The sequence below is a fragment of the Streptomyces sp. NPDC046866 genome, assembly GCF_040704625.1.
GTDB lineage: Bacteria > Actinomycetota > Actinomycetes > Streptomycetales > Streptomycetaceae > Streptomyces.
This window is the reverse complement of sequence record NZ_JBEYXN010000029.1, coordinates 1-24,735: the sequence shown is the minus strand read 5'-3', so window position 1 is coordinate 24,735 and position 24,735 is coordinate 1. Positions and strand designations below refer to the sequence as shown.

Sequence of the window (24,735 nt, the reverse complement as noted above, 5' to 3'; positions counted from 1 at the left end):
TCGGCCTGTACGGGAGGCCGGCAGCGGGGGCCGCGGCGCGGGGGGGCGGGTCAGGCGGCGGTCTCGGGCTCGGTGGCTTCCGCGGCTGCGGCGGCTTGGGCGGGGGCGGCCGCTTCGGCGGTGCGGGGCTTCCCGGTGTCCCGCATGACCAGGGTGGCCAGCAGGGCGGCGGCCAGGACGCCGGCGGCGCTGATGGTGAAGGTGGTCGCCATCGAGGAGGTGAAGGCCTCGCGGGCGGCGCGGACCAGGCCGGGCTCGCCGGAGGCCGCGGCCAGGGCCCCGGCGATGGACTGCCTGGCCTGCTCGGGGGCGCCGGCCGGCATCTCGTCGGCGTAGCTGCCGGTGAGCAGGGAGCCGAGGATCGCGATGCCGAGGGCGGTGCCGGCCTGCTGGATGGTGTCGTTGAGGGCGGAGCCGACGCCGGCCTGCTCCTCGGGGATGGTGCCCATCAGGGCGCCGACCGCGGCGGGCATGGCCAGGCCCGCACCGAGGCCGAGGAGGCCGAGGGCGACGGCGGGGACGGTGAAGCCGGTGTCGGCGGAGACGGTGGTCAGCAGGGCGAAGGAGGAGGCCATCACGAGCATGCCGGCGAGGATCAGGGGGCGGTTGCCGGCCTTGGCGGCGAGGGCGGCGCCGGCTCCGTTGCCCACGAGGGCGGCCACGGCCAGCGGCACGAAGGCGAGGCCGGCCTTGAGGGGCGAATAGCCGAGGACGAACTGCAGGTACTGGGTGAGGACCAGGAGCAGGCCGCCGTTGCCGATCTGCACCAGGGTCAGGGAGAGCGAACCGCCGCTGAAGTTGCGGTTCTTGAAGAGGCCGAGCGGGACCATCGGGGAGTCGGTGGTGTTCTCCCACACCACGAAGCCGATGAGGGCGGCGGCGGCGACGGCCAGGGTGAGGGCGGAGCGGCCGCCGAAGGCGCCGTGCTGGGGTATCTCGATGATCCACCAGACGAGGGCGGTCATGCCGGCGGCGGACAGGACGGCGCCCAGCGGGTCGGGCTTGCGCGAGGGGCCCTTGGACTCCGGCATGAGGGTGAGGGCGGCGAGGACGGCGAGGGCGACGACGGGGACGTTGATCAGGAAGATCGAGTGCCAGGAGAAGCGGCCGATCAGGACGCCACCGAGGACCGGGCTGCCGACGAGGCCGAGCATCGAGACCGAGCCCCAGGCGGCCATGGCCTTGGGCCGCTCCTCCTCGTCGAAGACGGTGATGAGGATGGAGAGGGTGGAGGGCATGATCAGCGCTCCGCCGACGCCCATCGCGATGCGGGCGGCGATGACTTCGCCGGGGTGGGTGCAGAAGCTCGCGCCGAGGGACGCGGCGCCGAAGAGCAGCAGGCCCACGAGCATGATCCGGCGGCGGCCTAAGCGGTCGCCGAGGCTTCCGGAGGTGAGGAGGAGGCCGGCGAAGACCAGGACGTAGGAGTCGAGGATCCACTGGGTGTCCTGGGGGCTCGCGCCGAGGTCGGCGGTCATGGAGGGGACCGCGACGGTCAGCGCCATGGAGTCGACCACGAGGACCAGGCTGCTCAGGCACAGCACGATCAGGATCCACCAGCGGCGTGGGGTGCGGGTTTCCATGGGTGGTTCCCTTTCGGCTTCTCGTCGGTGCCGGCGCCGTCACGTCGGGGTGGTGCGTACGGCGTTCCTTCGTTGCGCACACTGTACGCAGAGCGGAACGGTGTACGCAAGACTTCGTCGGCGTACGCAGCGCGCGTACGCTGTACGCACAGGCATCGGATGCAGGAGGAGAGCACCATGGCAGCCAAGGGGAACCCGCCGATCCCGTCCGTATGGGCTCGCGGGACGCGCGAGGCCGATCAGCCGGCGCTCAGCCGGGCCGCGATCGTCCGCGAGGCGGTCGCCGTGCTCGACGCGGAGGGCGTGGAGGCGCTGAGCATGCGCAAGCTCGGGGCGCGGCTTGGGGCGGGGGCGACCTCCCTGTACCGGCACGTCGCCACGAAGGACGAGCTGATGGAACTCGCGGTGGACGAGGTGTTCGGCGAGATGCCGCCGCCGGACGCCGAGGGCCCGGACTGGCGGGCGGCCGCCGCCCGGGCGGCGGAGTCGTTCCGCGCCACGGCGCTGCGGCATCCCTGGCTGGCGTCGGTGCTGGGCCAGGCGGGGCTCGCGTACCTGGGCCCGAACCTCATGGCGTACTCGGAGCGGCTGGCGACGCTGGTCACGCGGGCCGGGTTCCCCGAGCCGAGCCGGGCCATCGATGCGCTGATGGCGTACGTCATCGGGATGAGCACGACGGAGGCGGCCTGGCTGTCCACGGTGGCGCGGTCCGGCCAGAGCGAGGCGGAGTTCGTCGCGCGGCTGCTGCCGGCGGCGCAGCAGGCGGCCGCCGGGCACGAGCACCTGGTGGAGGGGTACGCGGCCGCGGCGGCGGTCGATCCGGTGGAGATCCGGGACACGAAGTTCGCGTACGGGCTGGAGGTCGTGCTCGACGGGCTGGCGATGCGGCTGGGGCGGTAGGCCTTCTCTTCCGGGTCCCGCCCGATCCGCGCCGCCCGGGCTCAGAGGGCGGCGAGGAACGCGCGGACGGCGGAGGCGAACCCCTCCGGGTCGGCCTGGGCGACGAAGTGGTCGGTGTCCAGCGGCCGGTACGCGGTGCCGGGGCGGCGGGCGCACATGGCGCGGGCCTGCTCGGCGGGGAGGACCTGGCTGCGCAGGCCGTGGATCAGGAGCGCGGGGCAGGCGGAGCCGAGCCACTGCTTCCAGTGGTCGCCGTGGACGAGGTTCTCGGAGTCGACGGTGTCCTGCGGGTGGAACGGCAGCCGCCAGCCCGCGCCGTCCGGCAGCGGGCGCAGCACGGGGCCGAGGACGGCGGCGAGGGGGCCGCAGGCGGCGGCCAGTTCCTCGCGGGTGGGTGCGGTGTAGGGGAAGTCCAGCACGAAGGCGAGCGGGCTCGCGCCGTGGTCGGGGAGGTCGGCGGCGGTGTCGACGTTGATCAGCGCCTCGACGAGCTCCGGGCGTTCGGCGGCCAGGTGGTAGGCGTTGACCGCGCCGAGGGAGTGGCCGAGGAAGACCGCCCGGTCGATGCCGAGGTGGTCGAGGAGGGCGCGGAGGTCGGCGAGGTAGCCGGCGCGGGTGTACTCGGGGGCGCGGTCGGAGTCGCCGTGGCCGCGCTGGTCGGGGGCGATCACGCGCCACTCGGGGCCGAGGGCGGCGGCCAGGGCGCCGAAGGAGGCGCCTTCGGAGAGGTGGCCGTGCAGGGCGACGAGGGGCCGGCCGGTGCCGCCGAAGTCCAGGTAGGACAGGGTGCGGCCGTCAAGGGTCAGGGTGGCGCGGGCGGGCCGGGCGGCGGGGGCGGCGGTGGGGGCTGGGGTGGGGGTGGCCATGTCGGTGCTCCTCTGGTTCGGATGCGAGGGCGGGGCCGCCCTCGACGCGATCGACTATACATGCGTATATGACGGTCGTTCAATACACTTGTATTAGCTGAGGAGCTGGAGCAGTTCGAAACCGACGTGCCGGCGGGGTTCATGCCGGCGCGGGCTCGACGGGGCTGGCGGACGGCACGATCCGCAGGGACATCGGACACCTGGAGCAGATGCGGTCCTGGTTCGGCCGCCCGCTGTGGGAGAGGGAGCCGCCGGACGCCGACGCAGACTTTGGGGCTCGTTCTCGCCCTCGCGGCGATCCACGCCGCCCGGGTGGCCCGGATCGCCGCCCTCATGCTCAACGACGTTGACCTCGACAACTGCCGGCTGACCATCGCCGGACGCGCCCGATCGGTTTCCCGAAGCCACGGGCCTCAACGGCCTCGGTACTGGTGGGCTCGCCTGTTCAAGTGTCGCCAGTTTCCCGCATGACCCACCCTGCCGGTGACCGTGTGTGGTCACCGGAGGCGTATCGGCTCCAGGTCCCACCAGCCTCCGAGGCAAGGCGAGTTGTGGTGGCGTGGTGGTGGCCGAGGGCGCAGGCACGCCTGTTGATACCTGTCTGCTGAGCAAAAGGCCCGCTATAGGCGGGTCGCCACGGAGCCGTCGCCCGGGGAGCTGGAACAGTTCTTCCGCCTGGACACCAAGGCTCTGGGTCTGACGCGGGCGAAGCGCCGTCCGGCGTCGAGGTGGGGATGGGCGGTGCAGGCCCGGTCAGGCACGCGGATGCGCAGCACGCTCATTACGTCGAGCGGGCTGCCGTTGACGGTGGTGAAAAGCAGGTGCGTCGGGGCCTGGGGGTCTGCCGGGCGCCGCCGGCGGGCGGGGAAGCGGGCCGTGTCGTCGCCTGCTCGCCTGCGTGCGGGGCGCCGGGAGCGTACGGTTCCGCACATGGGCGACACTGTGCCGATCAGCGAGGCGCGGGCGGAGTTCGGGGCACTCGTGCGCCGTGCGTCCCGGGCCCGGGAGCGCATCACGATCACCGATCGCGGCCGGGCGGCGGCCGTGCTCGTCAACCCCCACGAACTCGCCGACCTCGAGGACGCCCTGGCGCTGGCCAGGTACCGCGGGCACCGGGCGGACGGGACGGCGTCGGCCGTCCCGCACGAGGTGGTGCGCGCCCGGCTCGGCCTGGCGCGCGGGTGACGTACGCGATCGTCTGGGACGAGGCCGCCATCGATGCGGCCGCCCGGTTCCTCGGGCACGACCCCGAGGGGCTACGCCAGCTGATGGACGCCGTCGACCTGCTGGCCGATCAGCCGCGCCCGGAGGGCAGCACCCCGTACGCATCCCCGGACCTGCGCCGCACGCACGTGGGGCGCTACCGGGTGATGTACGAGATCACCGAGGCCACGGGCACCATCGCGGTCCTCCACGTCGGCCGCCTGGGCTGACGCGGAGGACCGCGGGCGCGGCGTCGGGCCTCGCTAGGCCGGGGCGGCCGGGGCGGGAGCGGCTGCGGCGATCAGGGGGGCCAGTTCCCCCTCGCGGCCCTGGAGCCAGAAGTGGCCGCCCGGGAAGGTCCGGGAGGTGAAGGCCCCCGAGGTGGTGGCGGCCCAGGTGGCCAGGGACGCGGGCGGGCAGCCGGCGTCCGCGTCGCCGCCCAACGCGGTGACCGGGAGCGGCAGTCGCACGGGCGGCAGCGCCGGCCGGTAGTCGGTCAGCAGCCGGATGTCGGCCCGCAGGGTCGGCAGCACCAGCTCCCGCAGTTCCGGCATCGCGTACACCTCGGGGTCGGCTCCGCCCTGGCGGCGGGCGAACGCGACCAGCGAGTCGTCGTCCAGTGCGGGCAGGGGGTGCCGGCGCTCCGTGCCCGGGGCGGCGGCCGCGGAGACGAACAGGTGGGCCGGCAGGGCCCGGGGGGCGGTGCGGGCGAGGCGCAGCACGCTCTCGTACGCGACCAGCGCGCCCATGCTGTGCCCGAAGACGACGGTGGGCAGCTCGGTGAGCCCGGCGAGGAGGGCGGCGACGGCGTCGGCCAGTTCCGCCATCGACTCGATGCACGGCTCGGCGAACCGGTCCTGGCGGCCCGGGTACTGGACGGCCAGCAGCTCGGTGTCGGCCGGGAGGTGGCGGGCCCAGCCGTGGTAGGCGCTCGCGCCGCCGCCGGCGTGCGGGAGGCAGACGATGCGGGAGGTGGCGGGGGCGCCGGCGCTGAATCGTTTCAGCCAGCGGGCGGCGTCCGTCATCCCAGCTCCCCGCGCTCCACGCAGAATTCGTTGCCCTCCGGGTCGGCGAGGACGACCCAGCCCTTGCCGTCGGGGCGGGTCCGGTCGGCGACCAGCCGCGCCCCGAGGGCCACGAGCCGCTCCACCTCCTCGGCGCGCGTGCGTCCGGCGGGCTTGAGGTCGAGGTGGACGCGGTTCTTCGCCGTCTTGCCCTCCGGGACCTTCACGAACAGCAGGGCAGGGCCGCCCGCGGGGTCCTCGATCCACGCCTCGTCGTCGCCCGGCTTGTCGTCGTCGGCCAGCGGGCGGCCCAGCAGCCGGCTCCAGAACAGGCCGAGCTCGTAGGGGTCGCCGGTGCAGTCGAAGGTGATCGTGCGGATGCTCGGGTGCATGACTCTCCGTGTGGGGAAGGGAGTTCGGAAACGGGCAGCCGGGTGGCCCCCGCTCCCAGGATGCCCTGCCGGCCGGGATCCCGCGGTCAGGAACCGTCCGAGTGGTAGGCGTACGGCCGGTCGGGGCAGCGGCGGCAGTCGAAGAGGTAGATGCCGCCCATGTCGCCGAGCATCAGGCCGGGCGGGCACTGGATCCGGGTCCGCTCCTCGTAGGGCAGGTCCCAGACGGTGCCCGTGGCGGGAGCGTCCTCGACGGGCAGCCAGGTGCGCCAGCTCTCGCCGTCGAACTCGCGGCTGTTGACGGTGAGCAGGTGCTCCATGCGGTGGCCGCAGCCGGGGCAGTCGGGCCAGTACGGGTCCTGCGTCCACGTCGGGTACCCGCCGGCCTTGATGCCCGCGGACACCGAGAGGTGGGACCAGTACGACCAGCCGGTCTCCTCCTCCAGCTGCTCGAAACGTTCCTCCAGGGCGTCGTGGACCTCCTCGGGCAGGTCCCAGGTCGGGTAGTCGACGACCCGTTCCGGGTGCAGGACGCAGGGGTCCGGCAGGTAGTCGTCCGCGGCGCCGGCCGGGCGGGGCGGCGCGGCCGGGCGCGCATCGGCGCAGTCGGAGGAGGACCGCCAGCGCAGTTCGGGGCGCGGGACGTAGCCGGCCTCGTGGTCGAAGGGGCACCACAGCACCTGGAGGAGGTCGGTGCCCGGCGGGAACGGCAGTTCGGGGACGTCGGCGGCGAAGAGCTGGAGGACCGGTACCAGGGGGAGCGGCTCCGGCGCCGGCGGCGGGGAGAACGCGGTCCGCGGGTGGTCGTCCCCGCAGTGCGGCCACGGCTCCGTGCGCGGCCACAGCAGGGGCCCGCCCATCGAGCTGTCCCGCACGCCGGGGGCGCCGGGCCGGGGGTGCAGCCGCACGGCGTCCCGGCGGTGGGCGGCGACCTCGGGGAACAGCGCCTCGACGTCGAGGGGCCGCGGCGGGGTGGTACGGGGCATCGGGGGGCTCCTCGGGCATCGGGATCGGCGGGCGCGGCCGTCCGGCGCGGTGGCGGTCGTGCGCCGGTCGCGGTCGCGCGCCGGTGCGGTCCGGCGGCGCACACCGCCGGGGGCAGCCCGCAGCGTAGCCGCCCCCGCTGACGGCGCCGCGCCCTGCATGCCGGCCTCCAGATTCTTCCGGCCGGTCACGAAGGCCCCCGGCCCGCAGGGAGCCGGGGTTCCGCTGTGGCGGTGAGGCGGGCCAGGGCTGCGGTCACTTCCGGGGCGTGGGCGGCGAAGGGGCCGAGGTCGGTGGCCCGGGCGAACGCGGGGGCGTGGCGGTGGTCCGCGAGGCGGGCGAGGGTGCGCCGGCCGTGGTACGCGCAGGGGCGGGGCGGGGCTCCGGCCGGCCGTGCCGGTGGTGGGGCGAGGCCTGCGGCGACGGCGGGCAGGGTCTCCTCGAAGAGGCTCTGGCAGGCGCGGATGCCGCGCAGCATCACCTGGTGGAAGCGGTCCTCGGGGCCGACGGGGAAGCGGTGTTCGGCGAGCACCGGCCCGGTGTCGATGCCCGCGTCGACCTCGTGGACGGTGGCGCCGTACGCGGTGTCCCCGTTCAGCAGGGCGAACAGGACGGCCACGGACGGCAGCCCGCGGTGCTGGGGCAGCAGCCCGTTGTGGACGTTGACGATGCGCAGGCCCAGGGTGAGCAGCGGCGCCCGGAAGATCTGCCGGTTGTTGACCGACCAGACGATCCCGTCGGTGCAGGCGGCCGCCAGTTCGGCGGCGCGGGTGTTGACGTCGGGTGCGGCCAGGTGCGGGGTGCCGGGGCCGGCGGCCGCGGCGTCGAGCGGGTCGGCGGAGCAGACCAGGTCGATGCGGTGGCCGCGGGCGGCGGCGTGGGCCACGGCCCGGCGCAGCAGGGCGCCCTCTCCGACGAAGATCATGCGGGTGCCTCCTCGCGGGCGGCGGTGAGCCGGGAGCAGACCTGTCCGAGGGTCAGGTCGCGGACCAGGCAGGCCAGGTCCTCGGTGAAGCGGCGGGCCTGGTCGGGGGTGAGCAGGTCGGCGCTGACCGCGCTGAGCATCTCGACGAGGGCGAGGGAGTCGCCGCCCAGGGCCTGGAAGTCGGAGTCGGCGCCCAGGGCGGCGGGGTCCACGCCGAGGACCGCCGCCCAGTGGCCGGCGACGCGGGCCCGCAACTCGGCGGGGCCCTGCGGCGGCCCGGCCGGGGGGAGGGTGTCCGGTGCGGCGGCGAAGGGGTCGGGCAGGGCGTCGAAGTCGGTCTTGCCGCTGACGGTGGTGGGCAGGGCGTCGACGGTGACCACATGGGCGGGGACCAGGTGGGCGGGGAGGCGTCGGGCGAGCGCGGTGCGCAGGGCGTCGGCGGTAGCGGCTTCGACTTCGGCGCCGGCGGTCCCGGTGGCGTCGGCGGTGCCGGTGCCGGTGCCGGTGCGGGCGGTGGTGGCGGTGGTGGCGGTGGCGGTGACCGCGTACGCGACGAGCACCGCTGCGGGCGGGGGTCCGGAGCGGCTGCCGGACGGCGGACGGCGGCGGACGGTCACCGCGGCGCGTGCCACGCCCGGGAGGGCTTCCAGGGCGGCGGTGACCTCGGCGGGCTCGATGCGGTGCCCGGCGATCTTCACCTGGCCGTCGGCGCGCCCGGCGAAGGCGACCGCCCCGCCGGGCAGGCGGCGGCCGAGGTCGCCGGTGCGGTACGTGCGCACGCCGTCGGGCCCGGTGGCGAACGGTGAGGCGGCGTCCGCCTCCCCGTCGCAGGGGCCGAGGTAGCCGCGGGCGACCTGCACGCCCCGTACGACGATCTCCCCGGTGCGGCCGGTGTCCGCCGGGCCGGTGCCGATGGTCTCGCCGTCCTCGGTGACGAGGTCGACGCGGGTGCCGGGGCCGGGAGTGCCGAGGGGGAGGGAGGGGCCGGTCTCGGTGTCGTCCACCACGTGGGCGAGGCAGGCGACGGTGGCCTCGGTGGGACCGTAGCCGTTGATCACCCGGCAGGCGGTGCCGAAGGCGGCGTACGCGGAGCGGACGGCGGCCGGGGTGAGCTCCTCGCCGCCGAGCAGGAGGGTGCGCAGGCGGCCGCCGCCGTCGCCGCCGAGGAGGGCGAGGTGGGACGGCGTCAGGGCGAGCGTGTCCACGCGGTGCTCGCGGACGAGGGCGCGCAGGACGGCGGGGGACGGGGCGTCGGGGGCGAGGACGGCCGTGCCGCCGGCGAGGAGCGGGAGGAAGAGGGGGAAGCAGGAGATGTCGAAGGCGTAGGAGGCGGCGAAGCCGAAGCGGGTGCCCTCGCCGACGCGGCACAGGGCGGTCATCCAGCGCACGAAGGCGCTGAGGCCGCGGTGCTCGACGAGGACGCCCTTGGGGCGACCGGTGGAGCCGGAGGTGTGCATGACGTACGCGAGGTCGCCGGGGGCGGGGGCCGGGGTGGTGCGGGCGGGCCCGGGAAGCGCGGGCAGGGTGGGGACGTCGTCGACGGCGAGGAGCTCACCGGGGACGAACGGGGCCAGCTGCGCGGCCAGGTGGCGCCGGGTCAGGGTGAGCCGGGCCGCGCACCCGTGCAGGACGTCCCGGATCCGGGCGCCCGGGTGGGCCGGGTCGAGGGGCACGTAGGCGGCGCCCGCCTTCAGCACGCCCCACAGGGCGCAGACCCCGGCCGGGGTCCGGTCGACGACGAGCCCGACCAGGTCCCCGCGCCGCACCCCGCGGCGCCCGAGCTCGGCGGCCACCTCGTCGGACCGCCGGTCGAGGGCGGCGTAGGCGAGGGTTCCGCCGGGCCCGTCGAGCGCCAGGGCATCGGGGGTCCGGGCGGCCTGCGCCCGGAACAGGTCCACCACGGTGACGCCGTCGGGGGGCGGGGCAGCCTCCGGGCCGGCGGGCGCGGCTGGTTCCCCCGCCGCGGCTCGCGGCCCCTCGGGGCCCGTGGGCGGCTGCCGTTCCTGCGGCGCGTGCGGGCGCTGCGCGGCAGCGGGCGCTTCCGGCCGGTCCTCTTCGGCCGGTACGGGCGCGCCGCCTCCCCGCGGGCGCAGGGCGGCGGGCTGCGGGAGCCGGCTTCCGTCGAGCGGGGGCTCCATGTCGGTGGTCAGGCGGGCGAGGACCGCGTCGAGGAGGGCTTCGGCGCGGGGGCGCAGGAGGGGGTCGCAGGCGCGGACGCCGAGGGTGAGCTCGGTCCGGGTGCCGGTTTCGGCCGCGGCGAACGACAGCGGGACCAGCGGTGCGTGCACGGGCAGCGCGTACGCGGTGGCCGCGGTGAAGCCGCCGCCGGACAGTTCGGCCGGGTCCAGCCGGCCGAGGTGGGAGACCACGGCCGAGGCCAGGTGGCGGTCGGTGCGTACGGCGGCGGCCTGGGCGGTGCGCAGCAGGGCGGCCACCGCGGGCAGGGGCAGCCGGGCCAGGCCCGCTTCGAAGCCGGCGGCGAGTTCGCCGCCGTCGGCGAGCGCGGCCAGGAGCCGGGTGTGGGCCGCGGCCCAGTCCTGGCCGGGGCGCAGGTCCAGGAAGAGCGGGAGGGTCAGGTTGCCGGTCGCGGCGAGCTGCGGCCGGTGCCGGCGCAGGTCCACCGGGACCATGACGCGGGTGTCGAGCCGTGCGGTGTCGGCGAGGGCCTGGGCGAGGCGCGCGGTGAGCCCGGGGTGCCGGCCGGGCAGGGTGCGGCGCAGCCACAGGGTCTGCGGGGCGGCCCCGGCCGTACCGCGGCCGAGCGGCGAGGGACGGCCGGGGAAGGGAGCCGGGCGGCGGGGGCCGGGGGCATTAACGGCGTTAACGCTGCCGCCCGTTCCCGTGCCCGGGCCGGTGGAGGCGGCGGTGCCTACGCCGGCGCCGCTGCCGGTGGCAGGGCCGGGGGCGGTCCTGCCGAGGAGGCGTCCGAAGGCGTCCCGGAGGGTGGGGAAACGCCCGTGGGCCGCCGGCGGGTCGACGGCGGCGCGGCGGGTGCGCTCGCCCCGCAGGGCGTGCAGGAGGCTGTGGTCCGTGGCGGGGGCGGCGGCCGGGCGGGCCGGTTCTCCGCGCAGGGCGCGGTGGACCTCGCGGACCCAGGTCAGGGCGCCGTGGCCGTCCATCACGGCGTGCGAGGCGCTGAAGACCAGCGTGGTCCGGGCCCCGCCCGCGCCGGGCACGACCAGCACCTCGCAGCCGGGTGCGGCGTCCGGGTGGGCACGGCCCGTCAGCAGCCGTGCGGTCTGCGGGTCCGAGGGGTCGAAGCCGCCGGCGGCCTCGGGCGCGTACACGATCCGCGGGAGCGGGCCGTCGGCCGTCCACAGGGCGCCGCGGCGGCGCAGCCGCGATCCGGGGCAGGACTCGGCGGCCCGCGCCACGGCGGCGCGGAGCAGCTGCGGGTCGGGGACGCCGTCGCCCTCGACGACGATGCGCAGGGCCATGGCGCCGCGGGCCTGTCCCGCGGCCAGGTACAGGCGTTCCGTCGGGGACACCGGCCTGCGGTGGAGGGGGGAGTTCGGGGTGTTCATCGGGGGTCGTTTCCTCGGGGGGCCGGGGTCGCGGGAGCGGGGCGGGTGCGGGCGGTCCAGGCGGGTACGCCGCCCTGCGAGGCCACCCAGCGCGCCAGCTCCCGCAGCCCGTCGGCGCGGGTGCGGGTCGGCTCGTAGCCGAGGTCGCGGCGGGCCGCCCCGATGTCGTACGTCGTCGAGCGGGTCAGCAGGGCCAGCATGTAGCGGCTGAGCGGCGGCCCCGCGGGTGGGCCGGGCCGCAGCCGCCAGGCGGTCTCCACCGCCGCGGCCAGCGCGCGGCCGACCGGCAGCGGGATCCGCCGGCCCGGCGGCGGGCAGCCGAGCAGGCCGGCGACCTCGGTGAGGAACGGCCACAGGTCGGTGGCCTCGCGGTCGGCGACGAAGTAGGCGCGGCCGCCGATGCGTCCGGGGTCGGCCGTGACGGCGGCCCGCAGGCAGGCGTCGACGGCGTGGTCGACGTGGCAGAGCGAGACCAGGACCCGCTTGCCGCCGGAGAGGTCCGGCAGCCGCCCGGCGTGCATGGCGCCGACGAGCTTCGGCAGGAACCCGGCGCGGTCGCGCGGCCCCCAGATGCCGCGCGGGCGTACGGCGCAGGTGGTGAACCCGGGGGCGTCCGCGGCCCGTACGTGCTGCTCGGCGACGGCCTTGGTGGCGCAGTAGTCGTTGAACCAGCGCGAGGGGTAGGGGGTGCTCTCGTCGATGCCGAGGCGGTCTCCTTCGCGTACGTGCATCAGTGCGCTGGGGCTCGACACGTAGATGAAGCGCTGCGCTCCGGCGGTACGGGCCGCCTCCATCAGCCGGAGCGTGCCGGTGACGTTCGCTGCCGTGAACGCGGCGCGGCTGCCGTGGTCCACGACGCGGGCCGCGCTGTGCACGACGGCGTCGCAGCCCTCGGCGGCGCGCTCGAGGGAGTCGGGGCGGCCCAGGTCCCCGGTGGCGAGTTCGACGCCGGGCAGGGTGCGCAGCCGCGCCGTGTCGCTGCCGGGGCGGACCAGGGCCCGTACCCGGTGGCCCCGGCGCAGGCAGCCGTCGACGAGGTGGCCGCCGAGAAAGCCGGTGGCGCCGGTGATCAGGATCTTCTTCACAGGCTCCGCCACCAGGTGGCGCCATAGAGCATGGTGAGGGCGGCCGCGGCCGGGCGGGGGACGCCCGCGGCGCGGGCGCGGGGCAGGGCGAACGGGAGCTGGGCGGCGTGCCCGGCGATGCTCAGGGCCGCGTCCGTCCACCACAGCAGGCGCAGGGTACGGGAGTCGGGCACGCCGGCGGTGGCGGCCCAGACGGCGCCGCCGAGGAGGTACGCCCAGCCGGCGAGCGGGACGAGCCGGGGGGCGCGGGCGCGGGAGAGCAGCGGGGCGGGCGGGGCGAGGCGGCGCTCGGCCCAGCGGGCGAGCTCCTCGCGGCCGATCTTGGCGTTGTGCCGGATGTCCACGGGGAATCCGGGGTGCTGGAGGAACTCCTCCAGGCCGGTCGTGCAGGCGTGGGCGCAGGCCAGCTCGCGCAGTTCGGCGACGAGGCGCTGCCAGGCGGCCGGGTCGAGTCCGCCCTCGCCTTCGGTCTCCACGCAGACGATCGGGCGCTGGGCGCGGGGCCGGCCGCGGCCGCCGCCGGTGGCGCCGCCCCGGCCGGGGCCCCAGCCGCTGTCGGCGCGGTGCCGGGGGCTGCCGGTGCCGACGCCGACGCCGACGAGGGCGGTACGGCGTACCAGCGGGTGGGCGTTGAAGACGCCTTCGCAGCGCACGGTGTGCAGGTCCCGGTGTTCGGCGCGGACGCGCTGGGCCGCGCGGCCGCAGAACCAGAGCCGGCCGTCCTCGTCGAGGTAGCCGAGGTCGCCGGTGCGGTGCCAGGGGCGCGGGGCGGCCGGGGCCGCGGCCGGGGCCGCGGGGTCGGCGTCGTGCGGTGCCGCTTCGGCGACCTTGTGCAGCCGGTCCGCTTCGGGGGCGCGGTGGTAGCGGGGGCTGACGGAGTCGCCGTGGACGGCGATCTCGCCGACCTGCCCCGCGGGCAGGGGTGTCGCGGGGTGGAGCGGGGGCATGGGGCCGTCGGTGACGGGCAGGATCACCACCCGCGTCCCGGGGACGGGCCGCCCGACACAGCTGCCGGCCCCCTCGGCAGCCCGCGCGGCGGTCCCGCCCGCGGCGGCAGCCCCGCGTTCCGCGGCGGCGGAGGGCTCGGGCGTACGGCTCGCGCCGGGGGCGGCGGTTTCGGCGGAAGCGGCGGAAGCGGCGGGCGCGGCTTCCGCGGCGGCCGACGGTCCGGGCGCGGTCTCCGCCGCGTGCGCGGCGGCGTGTCCGGCCGCCCGCGCGGCGGTCCCGCCGGCGGCCGGGGCGGCTGCCCCTGCGTCGGGGAGGGCTTCGGGGGACGGGCCGGGTGCCGGGCTGCCGTCCGCGCCGCGGGCCGGCGGGTTCGGGCCCAGCAGTTCCGCCGCCTCGATCGAGGTGATCGGGAGGACCTCCGTCGCGCCGTACGTGACGTGGATGCGGGCGCGGTCGTCCAGGACGCGGCGCAGGGCGGCCACCGTCGCGTCGGGGACGGGGGCGCCGCCGCCGACGACGCAGCGCAGCGCGGGCAGCGGGTGGCGGCCGGGCGGGGCGGCGGCGAGGTGGGCGGCGAGGGTGCGCAGCAGGGCGGGCGAGGCGAACATCGTGGTGACGGCGAAGCGTTCGAGCGCGTCGACCACGAGCTCGGGGTCGGCCTGGGCCACCCGGGAGGGGGCCAGGGGGGCGAGGACGAGGGTGGATCCGTAGACGAGGTCGAGGACGCCGTAGAACGGGAGGGTGACGAGCGAGGTGTCCTCGCGGGTGCGGCCGTGGACGGCTTCGATCTGGCGGGCGATGGACAGCGCCATGCGGTGGGTGTACTCGACTCCCTTGGCGGGGCCGGTGCTTCCGGTGGTGAAGCCGATCATCAGCAGGTCGTCGCGGTCGGCCGGCGCGGGTGCGGGGCCGCCGCTGCGGCGCGGGCCGGCGGCGCCGAGGGCGCGGACCGCGGTCAGGGGGCGGGCGCGGCCGAGCCGGTGCCGGCCCAGGGTGACGGCCACCCGTACCCCGGCGAAGGTGCGCCGGCCCAGGACCCGGGCCAGGTGGGCGAGCGGCGGGCCGATGAACGCCTCGGCGCCGACGGTGCGGTAGCAGTGCAGCATGCGGCGCACGCCCATGCCGGGGTCGACGACCACGGGCACGGCGCCGACCCGGAACAGGGCGAAGGCGAGGGCGAACAGCTCCGGCCCGGGCGGGGCCATCAGCACGGTCCGGGTGCCCTTGGTGATGCCGGCCCGGGTGAAGCCCGCCGCCAGTTCCTCGACGGTCTGCTGGAGGGCTCCGTAGGTGAGGGTGCGGTAGCGGGGGCGGCCGCCGCGCGGGCGGTGGGGGCCTTCGGGGTGGACGACGGCCGGCTTGTCGGGGAAGGCGCGGGCGTTGCGCTCGAGGAACGCGGCCAGGCTCTGGGGATCGGCGCCGGGGCGGCTCTCGGCGCAGGCGTCGGGGTGGGTGTCGGTGACGGCGGGGGCGCCCGTCTTCGGCGCGGGTGCCTCGGTCGGCGTGGCTGCCATGGCGCTCACCACCCCTGAGGCCGGTAGGAGGCGCAGGCGGCTGCGGGTCCGGCGCCCGCGGTCACGAACAGCAGGCCGTCGCAGTCCTCGGGCCGTGCGCCGTCCAGTGCGCGCCGGTAGCCGAGGACCGGGGCCGCGGTGTGCGGCTCGCCCGTGATGCCCTGGAACCCGTCGGCCGCACCGGTGCGCGGACCGACGACCAGGGTCCGGTCGAGGTCGAGGCCGAACTCCTCGGCGTACGAGGCCACCGCGGCGGCGGCGAGTTCACCGGCCCGGGCGTCGTGGCCGGGCGCACGGCGCACGGTGATGCGGGAGCGGCCCGCGGTGCCCATGGTGTCGAGGTCGAGGTAGCCCTCGGTGTCGGAGGGGCCGTCGGCGCCGTAGTGGCGCACGGGCCCGAAGCCGGTACCGGGGTCGGCCGCGCGTTCGAGGAGCAGGGCTCCGGCCAGGTCGGCGTACGGGTAGTCGGGGTCGGCGGCGGCGTCGCCGCCGGGGTGGACGTCGGCGGCGGTGATGAGCAGCCGCTCGGTGGTTCCGGTCGCGAGGAGGGCCTGACCGGCCTGGACGGCGCTCAGCACGCCGCAGGCCCCGTTCATCAGGTCGAAGGAGAAGCCCGGGGAGGGCTGGGGGTCGGCGAGGTAGTCGAGGTTGATGCCGACCTCCTTCTGGACCAGGGCGGAGAGGGCCGGTTCGAAGGTGTTGTGCTCGCGGTAGACGCCGACGTTGATGAGGACTCCGACCCCGGAGGCGGAGACGCGGGCGCTGTCGAGGCAGCTGCGGGCGGCGCGGCCGGCGAGGTCCACGGCCGAGGCGGGGGTGCCCGCTCCGGCGGGGATGGCGGTGGCGGAGGCGGTGATGACGATGCCCACGGCTCACACCCCCGCGCTGGTGATGGTGGCGGACAGGGCGCCGGTGACGACGCCCGAGGCGGCGGGCACCAGCAGGTACTTCGCCCCGGGGGCGGCCCCGCGGGCGGAGGCGCCGGCCCGCAGGTGCTCGCGCAGCGTCAGGAAGTGGGAGGTGGTGGCGGTGTTGCCGTACCGCTCCACGACGCGCGGCGACGGCGGCATGGGGGTGGCGAACTCGGCCTCGGCCGTCTGGTTGACGTAGTCGATGAAACGGGAGCCGACCTGGTGCTGGATAACGTAGTCGAATTCCTCGCCGGCGAAAGTACGGCCGTTCTTGGCGAGAAAATCCTCATGGAATCGCGGCCAGAGTTTCAGCCGTTCCCGGTCGTGCATCTTCTTGTTGTCGGTGTAGAGGGCTATTCCCTGGGTGCGGTCGCTCGGCATTCCCATGCAGAGGTGGGAGTATTCCGAGCAGGTCATGAGCTCGACGTAGTGGATGCGGTCGGCGGCGTCCGCGGACGCGTCGAGGATGACGGCGGCCGCGGAGTCGCCCACCGAGAGGGAGGCGAACTGCGGGTCGTAGGAGTCGCCGACCTCCGCGGCGGCGGTGCTCGCGACGCGGGTGGCCTGCTCCCCGCTGACGACCATGCCGGTGCGCACCGCCCCGGAGCGGATCATGCGGTCCAGGAGCCAGACGCCGGTCATCATGCCGGCGCAGGCGTTGGAGACGTCGAAGCCGAGGGCGGAGCGGGCGCCCAGCTCCTTGGCCAGCATGCCGGCGAAGGAGGGCTCGAAGTGGAAGCGGCTGCCGTCCTTCACGCGGGTGATGGAGGCGCTGATGACGACGTCGAGGTCGGCCGCCCGGTGGCGGGAGACGGCCAGGCAGTCGCGGGCGGCGGCCAGGGCCATCCCGAAGGAGTCCTCCCCGGCGGCCGGGTCGGGGTCGTGGACGCGGCGCTCGGCGACGCCGGTGATCCGCTCGACGTCCGCGCCGCCCAGACCGGGTGCGAGCGCGGCCAGTTCGGGGGTGGTCAGGACTCCGGCCGGGAGAAAGGCGCCGAGGGCCTCTATTCGGCTGCGGCGCTCGGTGGTACGCATATTCGCCCTCCATGGCGATCCGCCGGGTGCCGCCCTTGGCAAAGGGTGGGCTGGGGCGGGAAATGGCAGAGGGTTGTCTGTTGCTGACGGACAGCGAAGTTACCGTAGCGTACAGATTTACTCGGTTCGGCTCGACCAGGGCCGGAACGGCGCCGTCCGACGGATATCGGCCAATCCGCTGGAGGTTGAATTCGCGTCGGGTCGGCGGTTCCGGGGGGCGGTGGGGGCGCGGCGGGCGCTGCGCCGGCGGCGTGGGGGCGCTCGCGTGCGGCGGGCCGGCCGCGGCCGTGCGGGGGGTGGCCGACGCAAAAGATGTCCGGAATCGCCCGGTCCGTCTTGACCGGCGGGTGGGGTGGATCCCGGGCGCTCGGGATCCGGTCGGGAACGGTTCGGGAACGGGTGCGGTCAGGATCGGTCGTACGACGCTTGGAGGAGGAGGTTCCACGGATGCGGTCCACCGAGATCGGCCCGTCGGTCGTTCGGGCGTAGGGGGTGGGCGGCGGTGCGGGTCGGCTCCGGCCGGGTCGGCTCGGGCCGCTGCGCGGAGCTGCTCCCCGCCCCGCCCTTTCTCCGTATCCCGGGGCTTCGCCCCGACCCCCGTTCGCCTCAAACGCCGGCGGGGGTGAAAGCGGGGGCGGGTGGTCAGGAATCGAGAAGCGGGGGCAGCGGGTCGCCTCTAGCCTGCACGTCATGGACATCACCATTCACACGACCTCCCTCCCGCACGACGACCCGGACGCGTCGCTCGCCTTCTACCGCGACGTCCTCGGCTTCGAGGTCCGCAGCGACGTCGGGCAGGGCAGGATGCGCTGGATCACGGTCGGCCCGGCCGGTCAGCCGGGCACGTCGATCCTGCTGGCGCCGCCTGCGACCGACCCCGGCATCACCGAGGACGAACGCCGCACGATCACCGAGATGATGGCCAAGGGCACCTACGGCTGGATCCTGCTGGCCACCCCGGACCTCGACGCCGTGTTCCAGAAGGTGCAGGCCGGTGACACCGAGGTCGTCCAGGAGCCGACCGAGCAGCCGTACGGCGTCCGCGACTGCGCGTTCCGCGACCCCGCGGGGAACCTGGTCCGCATCCAGGAACTGCGCTGAGCCGTGCGGTCCGAGGGGGAGGGTTCCGATGTGTAAGCCCGAATGGCGGCGTGCCCGCATCCAGGCCCAGCACCTGGCCGATCTCGCGCGGCTGCGCCGCGTCCGCGACCGGATCGACAGGGAGTTCGCGCAGCCGCTGGACGTGGAGGCGCTCGCCCATGGTGTGCACATGCCCGCCGGCCACCTGGGCCGGCAGTTCCGGGCCGCCTACGGCGCGTCGCCGTACGCGTACCTGATGACGCGTCGCATCGAGCGGGCGGCGGCGCTGCTGCGGCGGGGCGACCTCGGCGTCACCGAGGTCTGCTCCGCGGTCGGCTGCGCGTCGCCGGGAACGTTCACCACCCGCTTCACGGAGCTGGTCGGCATGTCGCCCGGGGCCTTCCTGCGCCGGGCGGCGGAGGCGGCGGCCCCCGGTGCGGGGTCGGCGATCCGGCTGGAGGGGATGCCGGCGTGCGTGGCGCAGCAGGTCTCCAGACCGGTCAGGAATCGAGAAGCCGCGGCCGCCGCGCGGCCCCTAGCGTGATGGTCATGGCAACCACCACTTCCGCCGCAGCCGGCACGTCCCTCGCATCCGTCACCCTCGAGGTGGCCGACCCCGAGGCCGCCCGCCGCTTCTACAGCGCCTTCGGCGTGGACGCGTACGTACGCCTGCGGGCGTCCGAGGCGCACTCCACCGGATTCCGCGGCTTCACCCTGGCGCTCACGGTGTCCGGGCCGGCCACCGTCGACGGCTTCGTCGGTGCCGCCGTCGGCGCCGGCGCCACGGTCCTGAAGCCCGCCGCGAAGTCGCTGTGGGGCTACAGCGGCGTCGTCCGGGCCCCGGACGGCACGATCTGGAAGATCGCGACCTCGGCGAAGAAGGACACCGGCCCCGACACCCGCGAGATCGACGACGTCGTCCTGCTGCTCGGTGTCGAGGCCGTGAAGGCCACCAAGCAGTTCTATGCCGACCGGGGCCTGACCGTGGCCAAGAGCGTCGGCGGCACGTACGTCGAGTTCGCCCCCGGTCAGTCGAGCCCCGTCAAACTGGCGCTGTACAAGCGCCGCGCCCTGGCCAAGGACCTCGGGGTCCCCGTCGAGGGCACGGGCTCGCACCGCATCATCCTCGGCAGCACCGCCGGCGGCTTCACCGACCCGGACGGGTTCGCCTGGGAGGCCGCCGCGTAGCTCCCCCTGAGGCCGCTCCGGCTCCCGGCCCCCGCTCCCCGCCCCCGCTTGACCCGTACGAGAGGAAACCTGTCATGCCGTCCAAGAAGTCGCCCGCCGAGGTCTCCGGCACGACCACCGAGCAGTACGGCGGATTCACCGCCGAGGAGCGGGCCGCGATGAAGGCGCACGCCCAGGAGGAGAAGAAGACGACGGCGCGGCGCGGTCTGTCCCGGGCGGAGAAGGAGGCGGCGGCGGAGCAGGACGTGCTCGCGAAGATCGCCGAGATGCCGGAGGCGGACCGCGTCCTCGCCGAGCGGATCCACGAGATCGTCACGACCGCCGCCCCGGACCTCGCGCCCAAGCTCTGGTACGGGATGCCCGCGTACGCCAGGGACGGCAAGGTCGTCTGCCACTTCCAGAGCGCGGAGAAGTTCAAGTCGAGGTACGCCACACTCGGGTTCAGCGACCAGGCGGCACTCGACGACGGCGCCCTGTGGCCGACCTCCTTCGCCGTGAGGGAGCTGACCGCGGCCGCGGAGGACCGCATCAGGGCGCTGGTGGAGAAGGCGGCGGGCTGAGGCCGGCCGGGGCGGAGGCGGCGGCGCCGCCTCACACGCCCGCGGGGCTGGACGTCGCGGGGCTGGGGGTGGGGCGGCCGAGGGTTTCGCGGACGGCCGTGGCGCGGGAGCGGTGGGAGCGGGCGGAGTCCGGCCGGCCCAGGGCTTCCAGGGCCAGGGCCATGCCGTCCAGGGCCCGGGCCGCCTCGATGCGGTAGGTGATGGCCTCCGCATGGCGGTACGCGCTCTCGTGCAGCTCCCGGGCCCGTTCGGGGTCGCCCCGCAGGAAGTGGACCCGGCCGAGGACGTTCTCCACCGCCGCCTGCCGCATCGCCGTTCCCTTCGAGCGGATCAGGTGCAGCGAGCGCTCGGCGTACGCGGCCGCGCGGGCTCCGGCGCCCGTCCGCTGGAACACCTCCGCGGCCAGGGCGAGGGCGAGGGCGAGGTTCTCCGGCATCCGGCAGTCGTCGGCCAGCTCCATGGCCCGTTCCACGGTGGCGAGGGCCTCCCGCTCCTCCCCCAGGGCCAGTTGGGCGATGGCCAGGTCGTTGAGGGCGGAGATCTCCTCGGCGCCGCTGCCGGCGCGACGGCTGAGCAGCACGGCCCGCCCCGCGGCCTCGGCGGCCTCGCGGTGCCGGCCCGTCCAGGTGTACACCGAGCTCAGGTTGCACAGGGTGTACGCCTCCTGGCGGGCGTCGGCCAGTTCCCGGTGGAGCACGGCGCCGCGCTCGAGGTGGCGCCGGGCGCCGTCGAGGTCGCCGAGGAAGCTCTGCAGCAGGCCGAGCAGGGTCAGGCAGACCGCCTCGCCGCCCCGGTCGGCGAGGCCCGTGGCGAGGTCGAGGGCCTCGGCGGCGGCGGCGGTGCCGTCCTGGAAGCGGCCGAGCTTGCACCGGGCGACGGCCTGGTTGGACAGGCTCACCCGCAGCAGCCGGGGGTCTGCGAGCCGGCGGGCCGCGGCCACGGAGACGTCCGCGACCCGCTGGAACTCCTCCAGCTGGCTGCGCGAGTTGAGGTGGAAGACGAGGTTGCGGGCGAGCTGGGCGGCGTGCCGGGTGAATCCGAGCTGCTCCGCGCGCTCCACGGCGTTCAGCAGCGCGCCCTGCTCCTGTTCGAACCAGGACTCCGCCGCGGCGGCGTCCGCAAAGGCGGGCAGCGCGGCCGGGCCCGCGCCGTGCCCGCGGCCGCCACGGGCAAGGGGGTTGCGGCCGGGGAAGAGGATCCGGCAGGCCTCGTCCGCGGCGGCCAGGTAGTGGTCGAGCACCCGCTCGAAGGCGGCCAGCTCCTCCTGTCGGGTCCGCCCGCCGTGCAGGCCGTGGGTGAAGCTGCGGACCAGGTCGTGCAGGACGTAGCGGCCGATCTCGCCCTGGCCCACCAGGTTCGTGTCGAGGAGGTGTTCCAGCACCTCCTCGGCCGCGCGCAGCCCGGTGCCGAGCAGCGCCGCGGCCGAGTGGATGCCGATCTCGCGGCCCGGGTGGAGCCCGATCAGCCGCAGCGCGTCGCGGTGGGCGCTGCCCATGGCCTCGTAGCTCAGCTGGAGGGTGGCCTTGACGCTCTGGTCGCCGGAGCTGAGCTCGTCGATGCGGCGGGTCTCGTCGCCGAGCCGGTCCACGAGGTGGCTCAGGGTCCAGCGCGGGCGGCTGCGCAGCCGGGCCGCGGCGATCCGCAGGGCCAGTGGCAGGTGCCCGCACAGCGCGCCCAGTTCGGCGGCGGCCGCGGGCTCGCTGCGCACCCGCTGCGCGCCCACCACCCGGTCGAGCAGGGCGAGGCTGTCGGGCGGCGGCATCATCCCGATGCCGATCCAGTCCGCGCCGTCCAGGCCGGTCAGCCTGCTGCGGCTGGTGACCAGGACCAGGCAGCCGGAGGAGGCCGGCAGCAGCGGCCGGACCTGGGCGGCATCGGCCGCGTTGTCCAGCAGCAGGAGCACCCTGCGCTCGGCCAGGGTGGCCCGCCACAGGGCGGTGCGGCCGTCGAGGTCGTCGGGTACGCGCTCCCCCGGTGTGCCGAGGACGCGCAGCAGCGAGCCGATGACGGTGCCGGGCCGGCGCGGGCTCTCACCGGGGGAGAAGCCGCGCAGGTCGGCGTAGAGCTGCCCGTCGGGGTAGTCGGCGGCCAGCCGGTGCGCGGCGTGCAGGGCGAGAGCGGTCTTGCCGCTGCCGCCCATGCCGTCGATGCCGAGGACGCGGGCGGCGGCCCCGGGCAGCTCGGGGCGGGCCAGCAGCCGCCGGAGTTCGCGCTCTCGGCCGGTGAAGTCGGGCAGGTCGGGCGGCAGGGTGCAGGGCGCGCCGGCCCGGGCCGCGGTGGCCGGGAAGAGAGGCAGGTGGAGGGGGAGGGGCGGGGGCGGGGACGGGGAGGCAGCCGGGGCCGGCGCGGTGGGCGCCGGGGGCCGGGCGCCCGCCGGGGCCCGGGCGTCCGGCGGTTCGGGCGCGGCGAGTTCCGGGCTGTCGCGCAGGATCGCCTCGTAGAGCCTGGTCAGCCGGGGTCCCGGATCGATGCCGAGGTCCTCCACCAGCAGCTCGCGGACCCGGCCGAACTCTGCGAGGGCCTCGGCCTGTCGGCCCGAGCGGTACAGGGCGAGCATGAGGTGGCCGCGCAGGGTCTCGCGCAGCGGGTGTTCGGCGATCAGCTCCCGCAGGTCGCCGACGATTTCGCCGCTCTCGCCGAGTCCGAGGCGCAGTTCGACGAGCTGCTCCACCGCGGTGAGCCGGCGCTCCTCCAGGACGGCGGAGGCCGCGGCGATCACCGGTCCGCAGTCGGCGTGCAGGACGGGGCCGCGCCACAGGGCGAGCGCGCTGCGCAGGTGGTCGGCGGCCTCGGCGGGGCGGGCGGCGTCGAGGGCGGCGCGGGCCCGCCCGAGGCGGAGCGAGAAGAGGGTCAGGTCGAGCCGGTCCGGTTCGAGGTCCACGCGGTAGCCGGGCCCCTCGGTGACGATCAGGGAGGCGCCGTCCGGGATGCGCCGGCGCAGGTCGGCGACGGCCTTGCGGACCTGGTGGGCGGCGGTGGTCGGCGGCTCGCCGTCCCAGGCGGCGGCGACCAGCCGGGACACCGGGACCATCCGGCCCGGTTCGAGCAGCAGGGTGGCGAGCACCCGTGCCGGGATGGGGCCGCCCAGGCGCAGCCGTGCGCCGCCGACCCTGACCTCCAGCGGTCCCAGCACCGCGAAGCTGACGTCGCCGCTCACCCGGTCCCCCGTTCCGCCGAGACTGCCGAGGACTTCCCGCCGGCGCGGCGCCGGCCCTCGTCCTCGGATGCTAGGGGAGCCGTGGCCGGAGGGGACCGGGCGCTTCGGCGGGGAGGGCGCCGCTCTCGAGGGGCCTTCCAGGGGCGTTCCAGAGGGCCTCCGGCACTCCGCCCGCACCGGTGCCCCGGACGGGTGCCCGGCGCGGTGGCCGGCAGGGCCCCGTCTCAGGCCGCGCAGGAGGGCCGGCGGCCGTGGTGGGCGGCCATCTCCTCGAAGAGGGCGCCGACGTCGAGCGGTGAGCCCTCGGGCAGCCCCTGCTGCTCGGCGTACGCGCGGTGCAGGTTGGGCAGCAGCCGCTCGGCGTCGAGGAGTTCGGCGTACGGGCCGGGGTCGGCCGCCCGGGCCGCCTCCCGCGGGCTCGCTCCGGCGGCTGCGCCCTGCGCGGCCAGGTCCTGGAGCCAGCGCAGGTAGGACTCGTTGGCGTCGAGGAGTTCCGGGCCGCCGACGGGGCCGTGGCCGGGGACGAGGGTGGTGGCGCCGAGGGCGCGCAGCCGCTGCAGCGCGGTCAGGGAGCCGGAGACGGACCCCATGACGCAGAAGGGGGTGACCCCGTTCATCACGAGGTCGCCGGTGAACAGCACGCCGTGGTCGGGCAGCCAGACGACGGTGTCGTCGGTGGTGTGGGCGGCGGGGCCGATGTGGATCAGTTCGGCGCGCAGTTCGCCCACGTGGAGGGTGGTGCGGTCGGTGAAGGTGAGGTCGGGCGGGGAGATCTCGATGTCGCCCCAGCAGACCTCCGGCCACAGCCCGGCCATGTGCAGGCCGGCGGCCCGGACCATGGTGCGGGTGCGCTCGTGGCCGATGGTCAGGGCCTCGGGGAAGACGAAGTTGCCGTACGTGTGGTCGCCGTGGAAGTGCGTGTTGACCACGGCGCGCGGCGGCCGTCCGGCGAGGCCGAGGGCGGCCTCGCGCAGCCGGCGGGCGCGCCGCTCGGTGGCGGCGGTGTCGACGAGGGCGCAGGAGCCGCCGCCGGTGAGGATGCCCGCGTTGTTCAGGCACCAGCCGCCGGGCGGCTGGACGTACGCGTGGACGCCGTCGGCCACTTCGGTGAGGGTGGCGGCGGTCTGGTCCTGCGCGCTGGTGCCGGGCACGGTCCACGCACCTCTCTTCTCGCTCGTACGGGGCCGCCGGCAGGGCCGTCGGGCAGGGCTGCGCTCGGGCTGCGGGCGGTGGCGGGGGCGCCGCGGTCGCCCGCGCCCCGGGCCCCGAGCCTGGCCCGGCCGCCTGGACCTGCGCTCGAAACGGCCTGGCGTCCGCCTGTACGCGGCTGCCCGGTGGGGTACGAGCCGTCCCGTACGGGTCCCCGGCCGGAATTCGAGCCGGGCTGTAGCGGGCGCGCCCAAGCTGGCGATGCGAAACCGGCCGTACCCCGGTGCCTCCGTGTCGAAAGGGCCCGCATGAGCATCGTCGAGGAAAGACCACTGGAAAGCGTGCGAGAAGAGTTCCGCTTCGCCTCGCTGCGCGAGCGCACCGCCGAACTGAGTGCCGTAAGGGCGCTGGCCGAGGCCGGCCCCAGCGAGCGCGCCACTGCCGCCCAGCACGCCAAGGGCAAGCTGACGGCCCGCGAGCGGATCGACATCCTTTTCGACGAGGGCACGTTCAACGAGGTCGAGGGGCTGCGCAAGCATCGCGCCACCGGCTTCGGCCTGGAGGACAAGAAGCCGCACACCGATGGCGTCGTGACGGGCTGGGGGAAGGTCCACGGCCGCACCGTGTTCGCGTACGCCCATGACTTCCGGATCTTCGGCGGGGCGCTGGGCGAGGCCCACGCCGAGAAGATCCACAAGCTGATGGACCTGGCCGAGGCCGCCGGGGC

21 protein-coding genes and 1 pseudogene are annotated in these 24,735 nt (G+C 76.0%); 9 read left to right on the top strand and 13 right to left on the bottom strand.

Annotated features, from left to right (window positions below; all coding sequences use genetic code 11):
• Window positions 1-50: 50 nt before the first annotated feature.
• A complete protein-coding gene (locus AB0953_RS30470; protein ID WP_366862799.1) occupies window positions 51-1,583 on the bottom strand; it encodes an MFS transporter in 1,533 nt (510 codons plus the stop codon).
• Window positions 1,584-1,760: 177 nt separating this feature from the next.
• On the opposite strand from AB0953_RS30470, the gene AB0953_RS30465 reads away from it, so the two are divergent.
• Complete coding sequence (locus tag AB0953_RS30465; RefSeq protein ID WP_366862798.1) at window positions 1,761-2,483, top strand: TetR/AcrR family transcriptional regulator C-terminal domain-containing protein; 723 nt, start codon at window positions 1,761-1,763, stop codon at window positions 2,481-2,483.
• Between the two features lie 41 nt (window positions 2,484-2,524).
• Here AB0953_RS30465 and AB0953_RS30460 read toward each other — a convergent pair whose 3' ends face one another.
• Complete coding sequence (locus AB0953_RS30460; RefSeq protein WP_366862797.1) at window positions 2,525-3,349, bottom strand: alpha/beta hydrolase; 825 nt, start codon at window positions 3,347-3,349, stop codon at window positions 2,525-2,527.
• A gap of 597 nt (window positions 3,350-3,946) precedes the next feature.
• On the opposite strand from AB0953_RS30460, the pseudogene AB0953_RS30455 reads away from it, so the two are divergent.
• From AB0953_RS30455 to AB0953_RS30445, 3 genes and pseudogenes are all read left to right on the top strand, one after another.
• A pseudogene (locus tag AB0953_RS30455) lies at window positions 3,947-4,090 on the top strand (hypothetical protein); the annotation flags it as partial.
• Window positions 4,091-4,279: 189 nt separating this feature from the next.
• Window positions 4,280-4,534, top strand: coding sequence for a type II toxin-antitoxin system Phd/YefM family antitoxin (locus tag AB0953_RS30450; protein WP_366862796.1), 255 nt, complete (start codon window positions 4,280-4,282; stop codon window positions 4,532-4,534).
• Window positions 4,531-4,782 carry a type II toxin-antitoxin system RelE/ParE family toxin gene (locus AB0953_RS30445; protein ID WP_366862795.1) on the top strand — a complete coding sequence of 84 codons (252 nt, stop codon included), beginning with the start codon at window positions 4,531-4,533 and terminating at the stop codon, window positions 4,780-4,782. Before AB0953_RS30450 ends, AB0953_RS30445 begins: the two co-directional genes overlap by 4 nt.
• 33 nt (window positions 4,783-4,815) lie before the next feature.
• On the opposite strand, the gene AB0953_RS30440 is transcribed toward AB0953_RS30445, so the two are convergent.
• From AB0953_RS30440 to AB0953_RS30400, 9 genes are all read right to left on the bottom strand, one after another.
• A complete protein-coding gene (locus AB0953_RS30440) occupies window positions 4,816-5,577 on the bottom strand; it encodes an alpha/beta fold hydrolase (RefSeq protein ID WP_366862794.1) in 762 nt (253 codons plus the stop codon).
• The gene (locus tag AB0953_RS30435) at window positions 5,574-5,948 is read right to left on the bottom strand and encodes a VOC family protein (protein WP_366862793.1); all 375 of its coding nucleotides are present in this window, start codon (window positions 5,946-5,948) and stop codon (window positions 5,574-5,576) included. Before AB0953_RS30435 ends, AB0953_RS30440 begins: the two co-directional genes overlap by 4 nt.
• Before the next feature lie 86 nt (window positions 5,949-6,034).
• The gene (locus AB0953_RS30430) at window positions 6,035-6,934 is read right to left on the bottom strand and encodes a DUF1963 domain-containing protein (RefSeq protein ID WP_366862792.1); all 900 of its coding nucleotides are present in this window, start codon (window positions 6,932-6,934) and stop codon (window positions 6,035-6,037) included.
• Window positions 6,935-7,119: 185 nt separating this feature from the next.
• Window positions 7,120-7,857 (bottom strand): formyltransferase family protein, encoded by a 738-nt coding sequence (locus tag AB0953_RS30425; RefSeq protein WP_366862791.1) that lies wholly within the window; start codon window positions 7,855-7,857, stop codon window positions 7,120-7,122.
• The gene (locus AB0953_RS30420; RefSeq protein WP_366862790.1) at window positions 7,854-11,381 is read right to left on the bottom strand and encodes an amino acid adenylation domain-containing protein; all 3,528 of its coding nucleotides are present in this window, start codon (window positions 11,379-11,381) and stop codon (window positions 7,854-7,856) included. The genes AB0953_RS30425 and AB0953_RS30420 overlap by 4 nt, the downstream gene beginning before the upstream one ends.
• A complete protein-coding gene (locus tag AB0953_RS30415; RefSeq protein ID WP_366862789.1) occupies window positions 11,378-12,478 on the bottom strand; it encodes an NAD-dependent epimerase/dehydratase family protein in 1,101 nt (366 codons plus the stop codon). The genes AB0953_RS30420 and AB0953_RS30415 overlap by 4 nt, the downstream gene beginning before the upstream one ends.
• Window positions 12,463-14,928 (bottom strand): AMP-binding protein, encoded by a 2,466-nt coding sequence (locus AB0953_RS30410; protein ID WP_366862788.1) that lies wholly within the window; start codon window positions 14,926-14,928, stop codon window positions 12,463-12,465. The genes AB0953_RS30415 and AB0953_RS30410 overlap by 16 nt, the downstream gene beginning before the upstream one ends.
• A 5-nt stretch (window positions 14,929-14,933) precedes the next feature.
• Window positions 14,934-15,797: a hypothetical protein gene (locus AB0953_RS30405; RefSeq protein ID WP_366862787.1), complete on the bottom strand. Its 864-nt coding sequence runs from the start codon at window positions 15,795-15,797 to the stop codon at window positions 14,934-14,936.
• Window positions 15,798-15,800: 3 nt separating this feature from the next.
• The gene (locus AB0953_RS30400; protein ID WP_366862786.1) at window positions 15,801-16,874 is read right to left on the bottom strand and encodes a 3-oxoacyl-[acyl-carrier-protein] synthase III C-terminal domain-containing protein; all 1,074 of its coding nucleotides are present in this window, start codon (window positions 16,872-16,874) and stop codon (window positions 15,801-15,803) included.
• A gap of 690 nt (window positions 16,875-17,564) precedes the next feature.
• Here AB0953_RS30400 and AB0953_RS30395 point away from each other — a divergent pair.
• The 4 genes from AB0953_RS30395 to AB0953_RS30380 all read left to right on the top strand — a co-directional run bounded on the left by AB0953_RS30395 (window position 17,565) and on the right by AB0953_RS30380 (window position 19,702).
• On the top strand, window positions 17,565-17,975 hold the full coding sequence (locus AB0953_RS30395) for a VOC family protein (protein ID WP_366862785.1): 411 nt from the start codon (window positions 17,565-17,567) through the stop codon (window positions 17,973-17,975).
• 28 nt (window positions 17,976-18,003) lie between these two features.
• Complete coding sequence (locus AB0953_RS30390; RefSeq protein WP_366862784.1) at window positions 18,004-18,498, top strand: helix-turn-helix transcriptional regulator; 495 nt, start codon at window positions 18,004-18,006, stop codon at window positions 18,496-18,498.
• Complete coding sequence (locus AB0953_RS30385; RefSeq protein WP_366862783.1) at window positions 18,498-19,142, top strand: glyoxalase; 645 nt, start codon at window positions 18,498-18,500, stop codon at window positions 19,140-19,142. The genes AB0953_RS30390 and AB0953_RS30385 overlap by 1 nt, the downstream gene beginning before the upstream one ends.
• Window positions 19,143-19,216: 74 nt before the next feature.
• Window positions 19,217-19,702: a DUF1801 domain-containing protein gene (locus AB0953_RS30380; RefSeq protein ID WP_366862782.1), complete on the top strand. Its 486-nt coding sequence runs from the start codon at window positions 19,217-19,219 to the stop codon at window positions 19,700-19,702.
• Between the two features lie 31 nt (window positions 19,703-19,733).
• Here AB0953_RS30380 and AB0953_RS30375 read toward each other — a convergent pair whose 3' ends face one another.
• Both AB0953_RS30375 and AB0953_RS30370 read right to left on the bottom strand, forming a co-directional pair.
• On the bottom strand, window positions 19,734-22,859 hold the full coding sequence (locus AB0953_RS30375) for a BTAD domain-containing putative transcriptional regulator (RefSeq protein ID WP_366862781.1): 3,126 nt from the start codon (window positions 22,857-22,859) through the stop codon (window positions 19,734-19,736).
• Window positions 22,860-23,083: 224 nt separating this feature from the next.
• On the bottom strand, window positions 23,084-24,010 hold the full coding sequence (locus AB0953_RS30370; protein ID WP_366862780.1) for an MBL fold metallo-hydrolase: 927 nt from the start codon (window positions 24,008-24,010) through the stop codon (window positions 23,084-23,086).
• A 306-nt stretch (window positions 24,011-24,316) separates the two neighbouring features.
• Here AB0953_RS30370 and AB0953_RS30365 point away from each other — a divergent pair.
• Window positions 24,317-24,735, top strand: a 419-nt coding sequence (locus AB0953_RS30365; RefSeq protein ID WP_366862779.1) for a carboxyl transferase domain-containing protein, incomplete at its 3' end; no start/stop codon positions are given.

Coding starts and splice junctions, on each gene's coding strand:
- AB0953_RS30440 (WP_366862794.1), bottom strand. CDS start 5,577: ATGACGGACGCCGCCCGCTGGCTGAAACGATTCAGCGCCGGCGCCCCC.
- AB0953_RS30470 (WP_366862799.1), bottom strand. CDS start 1,583: ATGGAAACCCGCACCCCACGCCGCTGGTGGATCCTGATCGTGCTGTGC.
- AB0953_RS30385 (WP_366862783.1), top strand. CDS start 18,498: ATGGTCATGGCAACCACCACTTCCGCCGCAGCCGGCACGTCCCTCGCA.
- AB0953_RS30380 (WP_366862782.1), top strand. CDS start 19,217: ATGCCGTCCAAGAAGTCGCCCGCCGAGGTCTCCGGCACGACCACCGAG.
- AB0953_RS30410 (WP_366862788.1), bottom strand. CDS start 14,928: ATGGCAGCCACGCCGACCGAGGCACCCGCGCCGAAGACGGGCGCCCCC.
- AB0953_RS30400 (WP_366862786.1), bottom strand. CDS start 16,874: ATGCGTACCACCGAGCGCCGCAGCCGAATAGAGGCCCTCGGCGCCTTT.
- AB0953_RS30395 (WP_366862785.1), top strand. CDS start 17,565: ATGGACATCACCATTCACACGACCTCCCTCCCGCACGACGACCCGGAC.
- AB0953_RS30465 (WP_366862798.1), top strand. CDS start 1,761: ATGGCAGCCAAGGGGAACCCGCCGATCCCGTCCGTATGGGCTCGCGGG.
- AB0953_RS30425 (WP_366862791.1), bottom strand. CDS start 7,857: ATGATCTTCGTCGGAGAGGGCGCCCTGCTGCGCCGGGCCGTGGCCCAC.
- AB0953_RS30430 (WP_366862792.1), bottom strand. CDS start 6,934: ATGCCCCGTACCACCCCGCCGCGGCCCCTCGACGTCGAGGCGCTGTTC.
- AB0953_RS30450 (WP_366862796.1), top strand. CDS start 4,280: ATGGGCGACACTGTGCCGATCAGCGAGGCGCGGGCGGAGTTCGGGGCA.
- AB0953_RS30435 (WP_366862793.1), bottom strand. CDS start 5,948: ATGCACCCGAGCATCCGCACGATCACCTTCGACTGCACCGGCGACCCC.
- AB0953_RS30390 (WP_366862784.1), top strand. CDS start 18,004: ATGTGTAAGCCCGAATGGCGGCGTGCCCGCATCCAGGCCCAGCACCTG.
- AB0953_RS30420 (WP_366862790.1), bottom strand. CDS start 11,381: ATGAACACCCCGAACTCCCCCCTCCACCGCAGGCCGGTGTCCCCGACG.
- AB0953_RS30460 (WP_366862797.1), bottom strand. CDS start 3,349: ATGGCCACCCCCACCCCAGCCCCCACCGCCGCCCCCGCCGCCCGGCCC.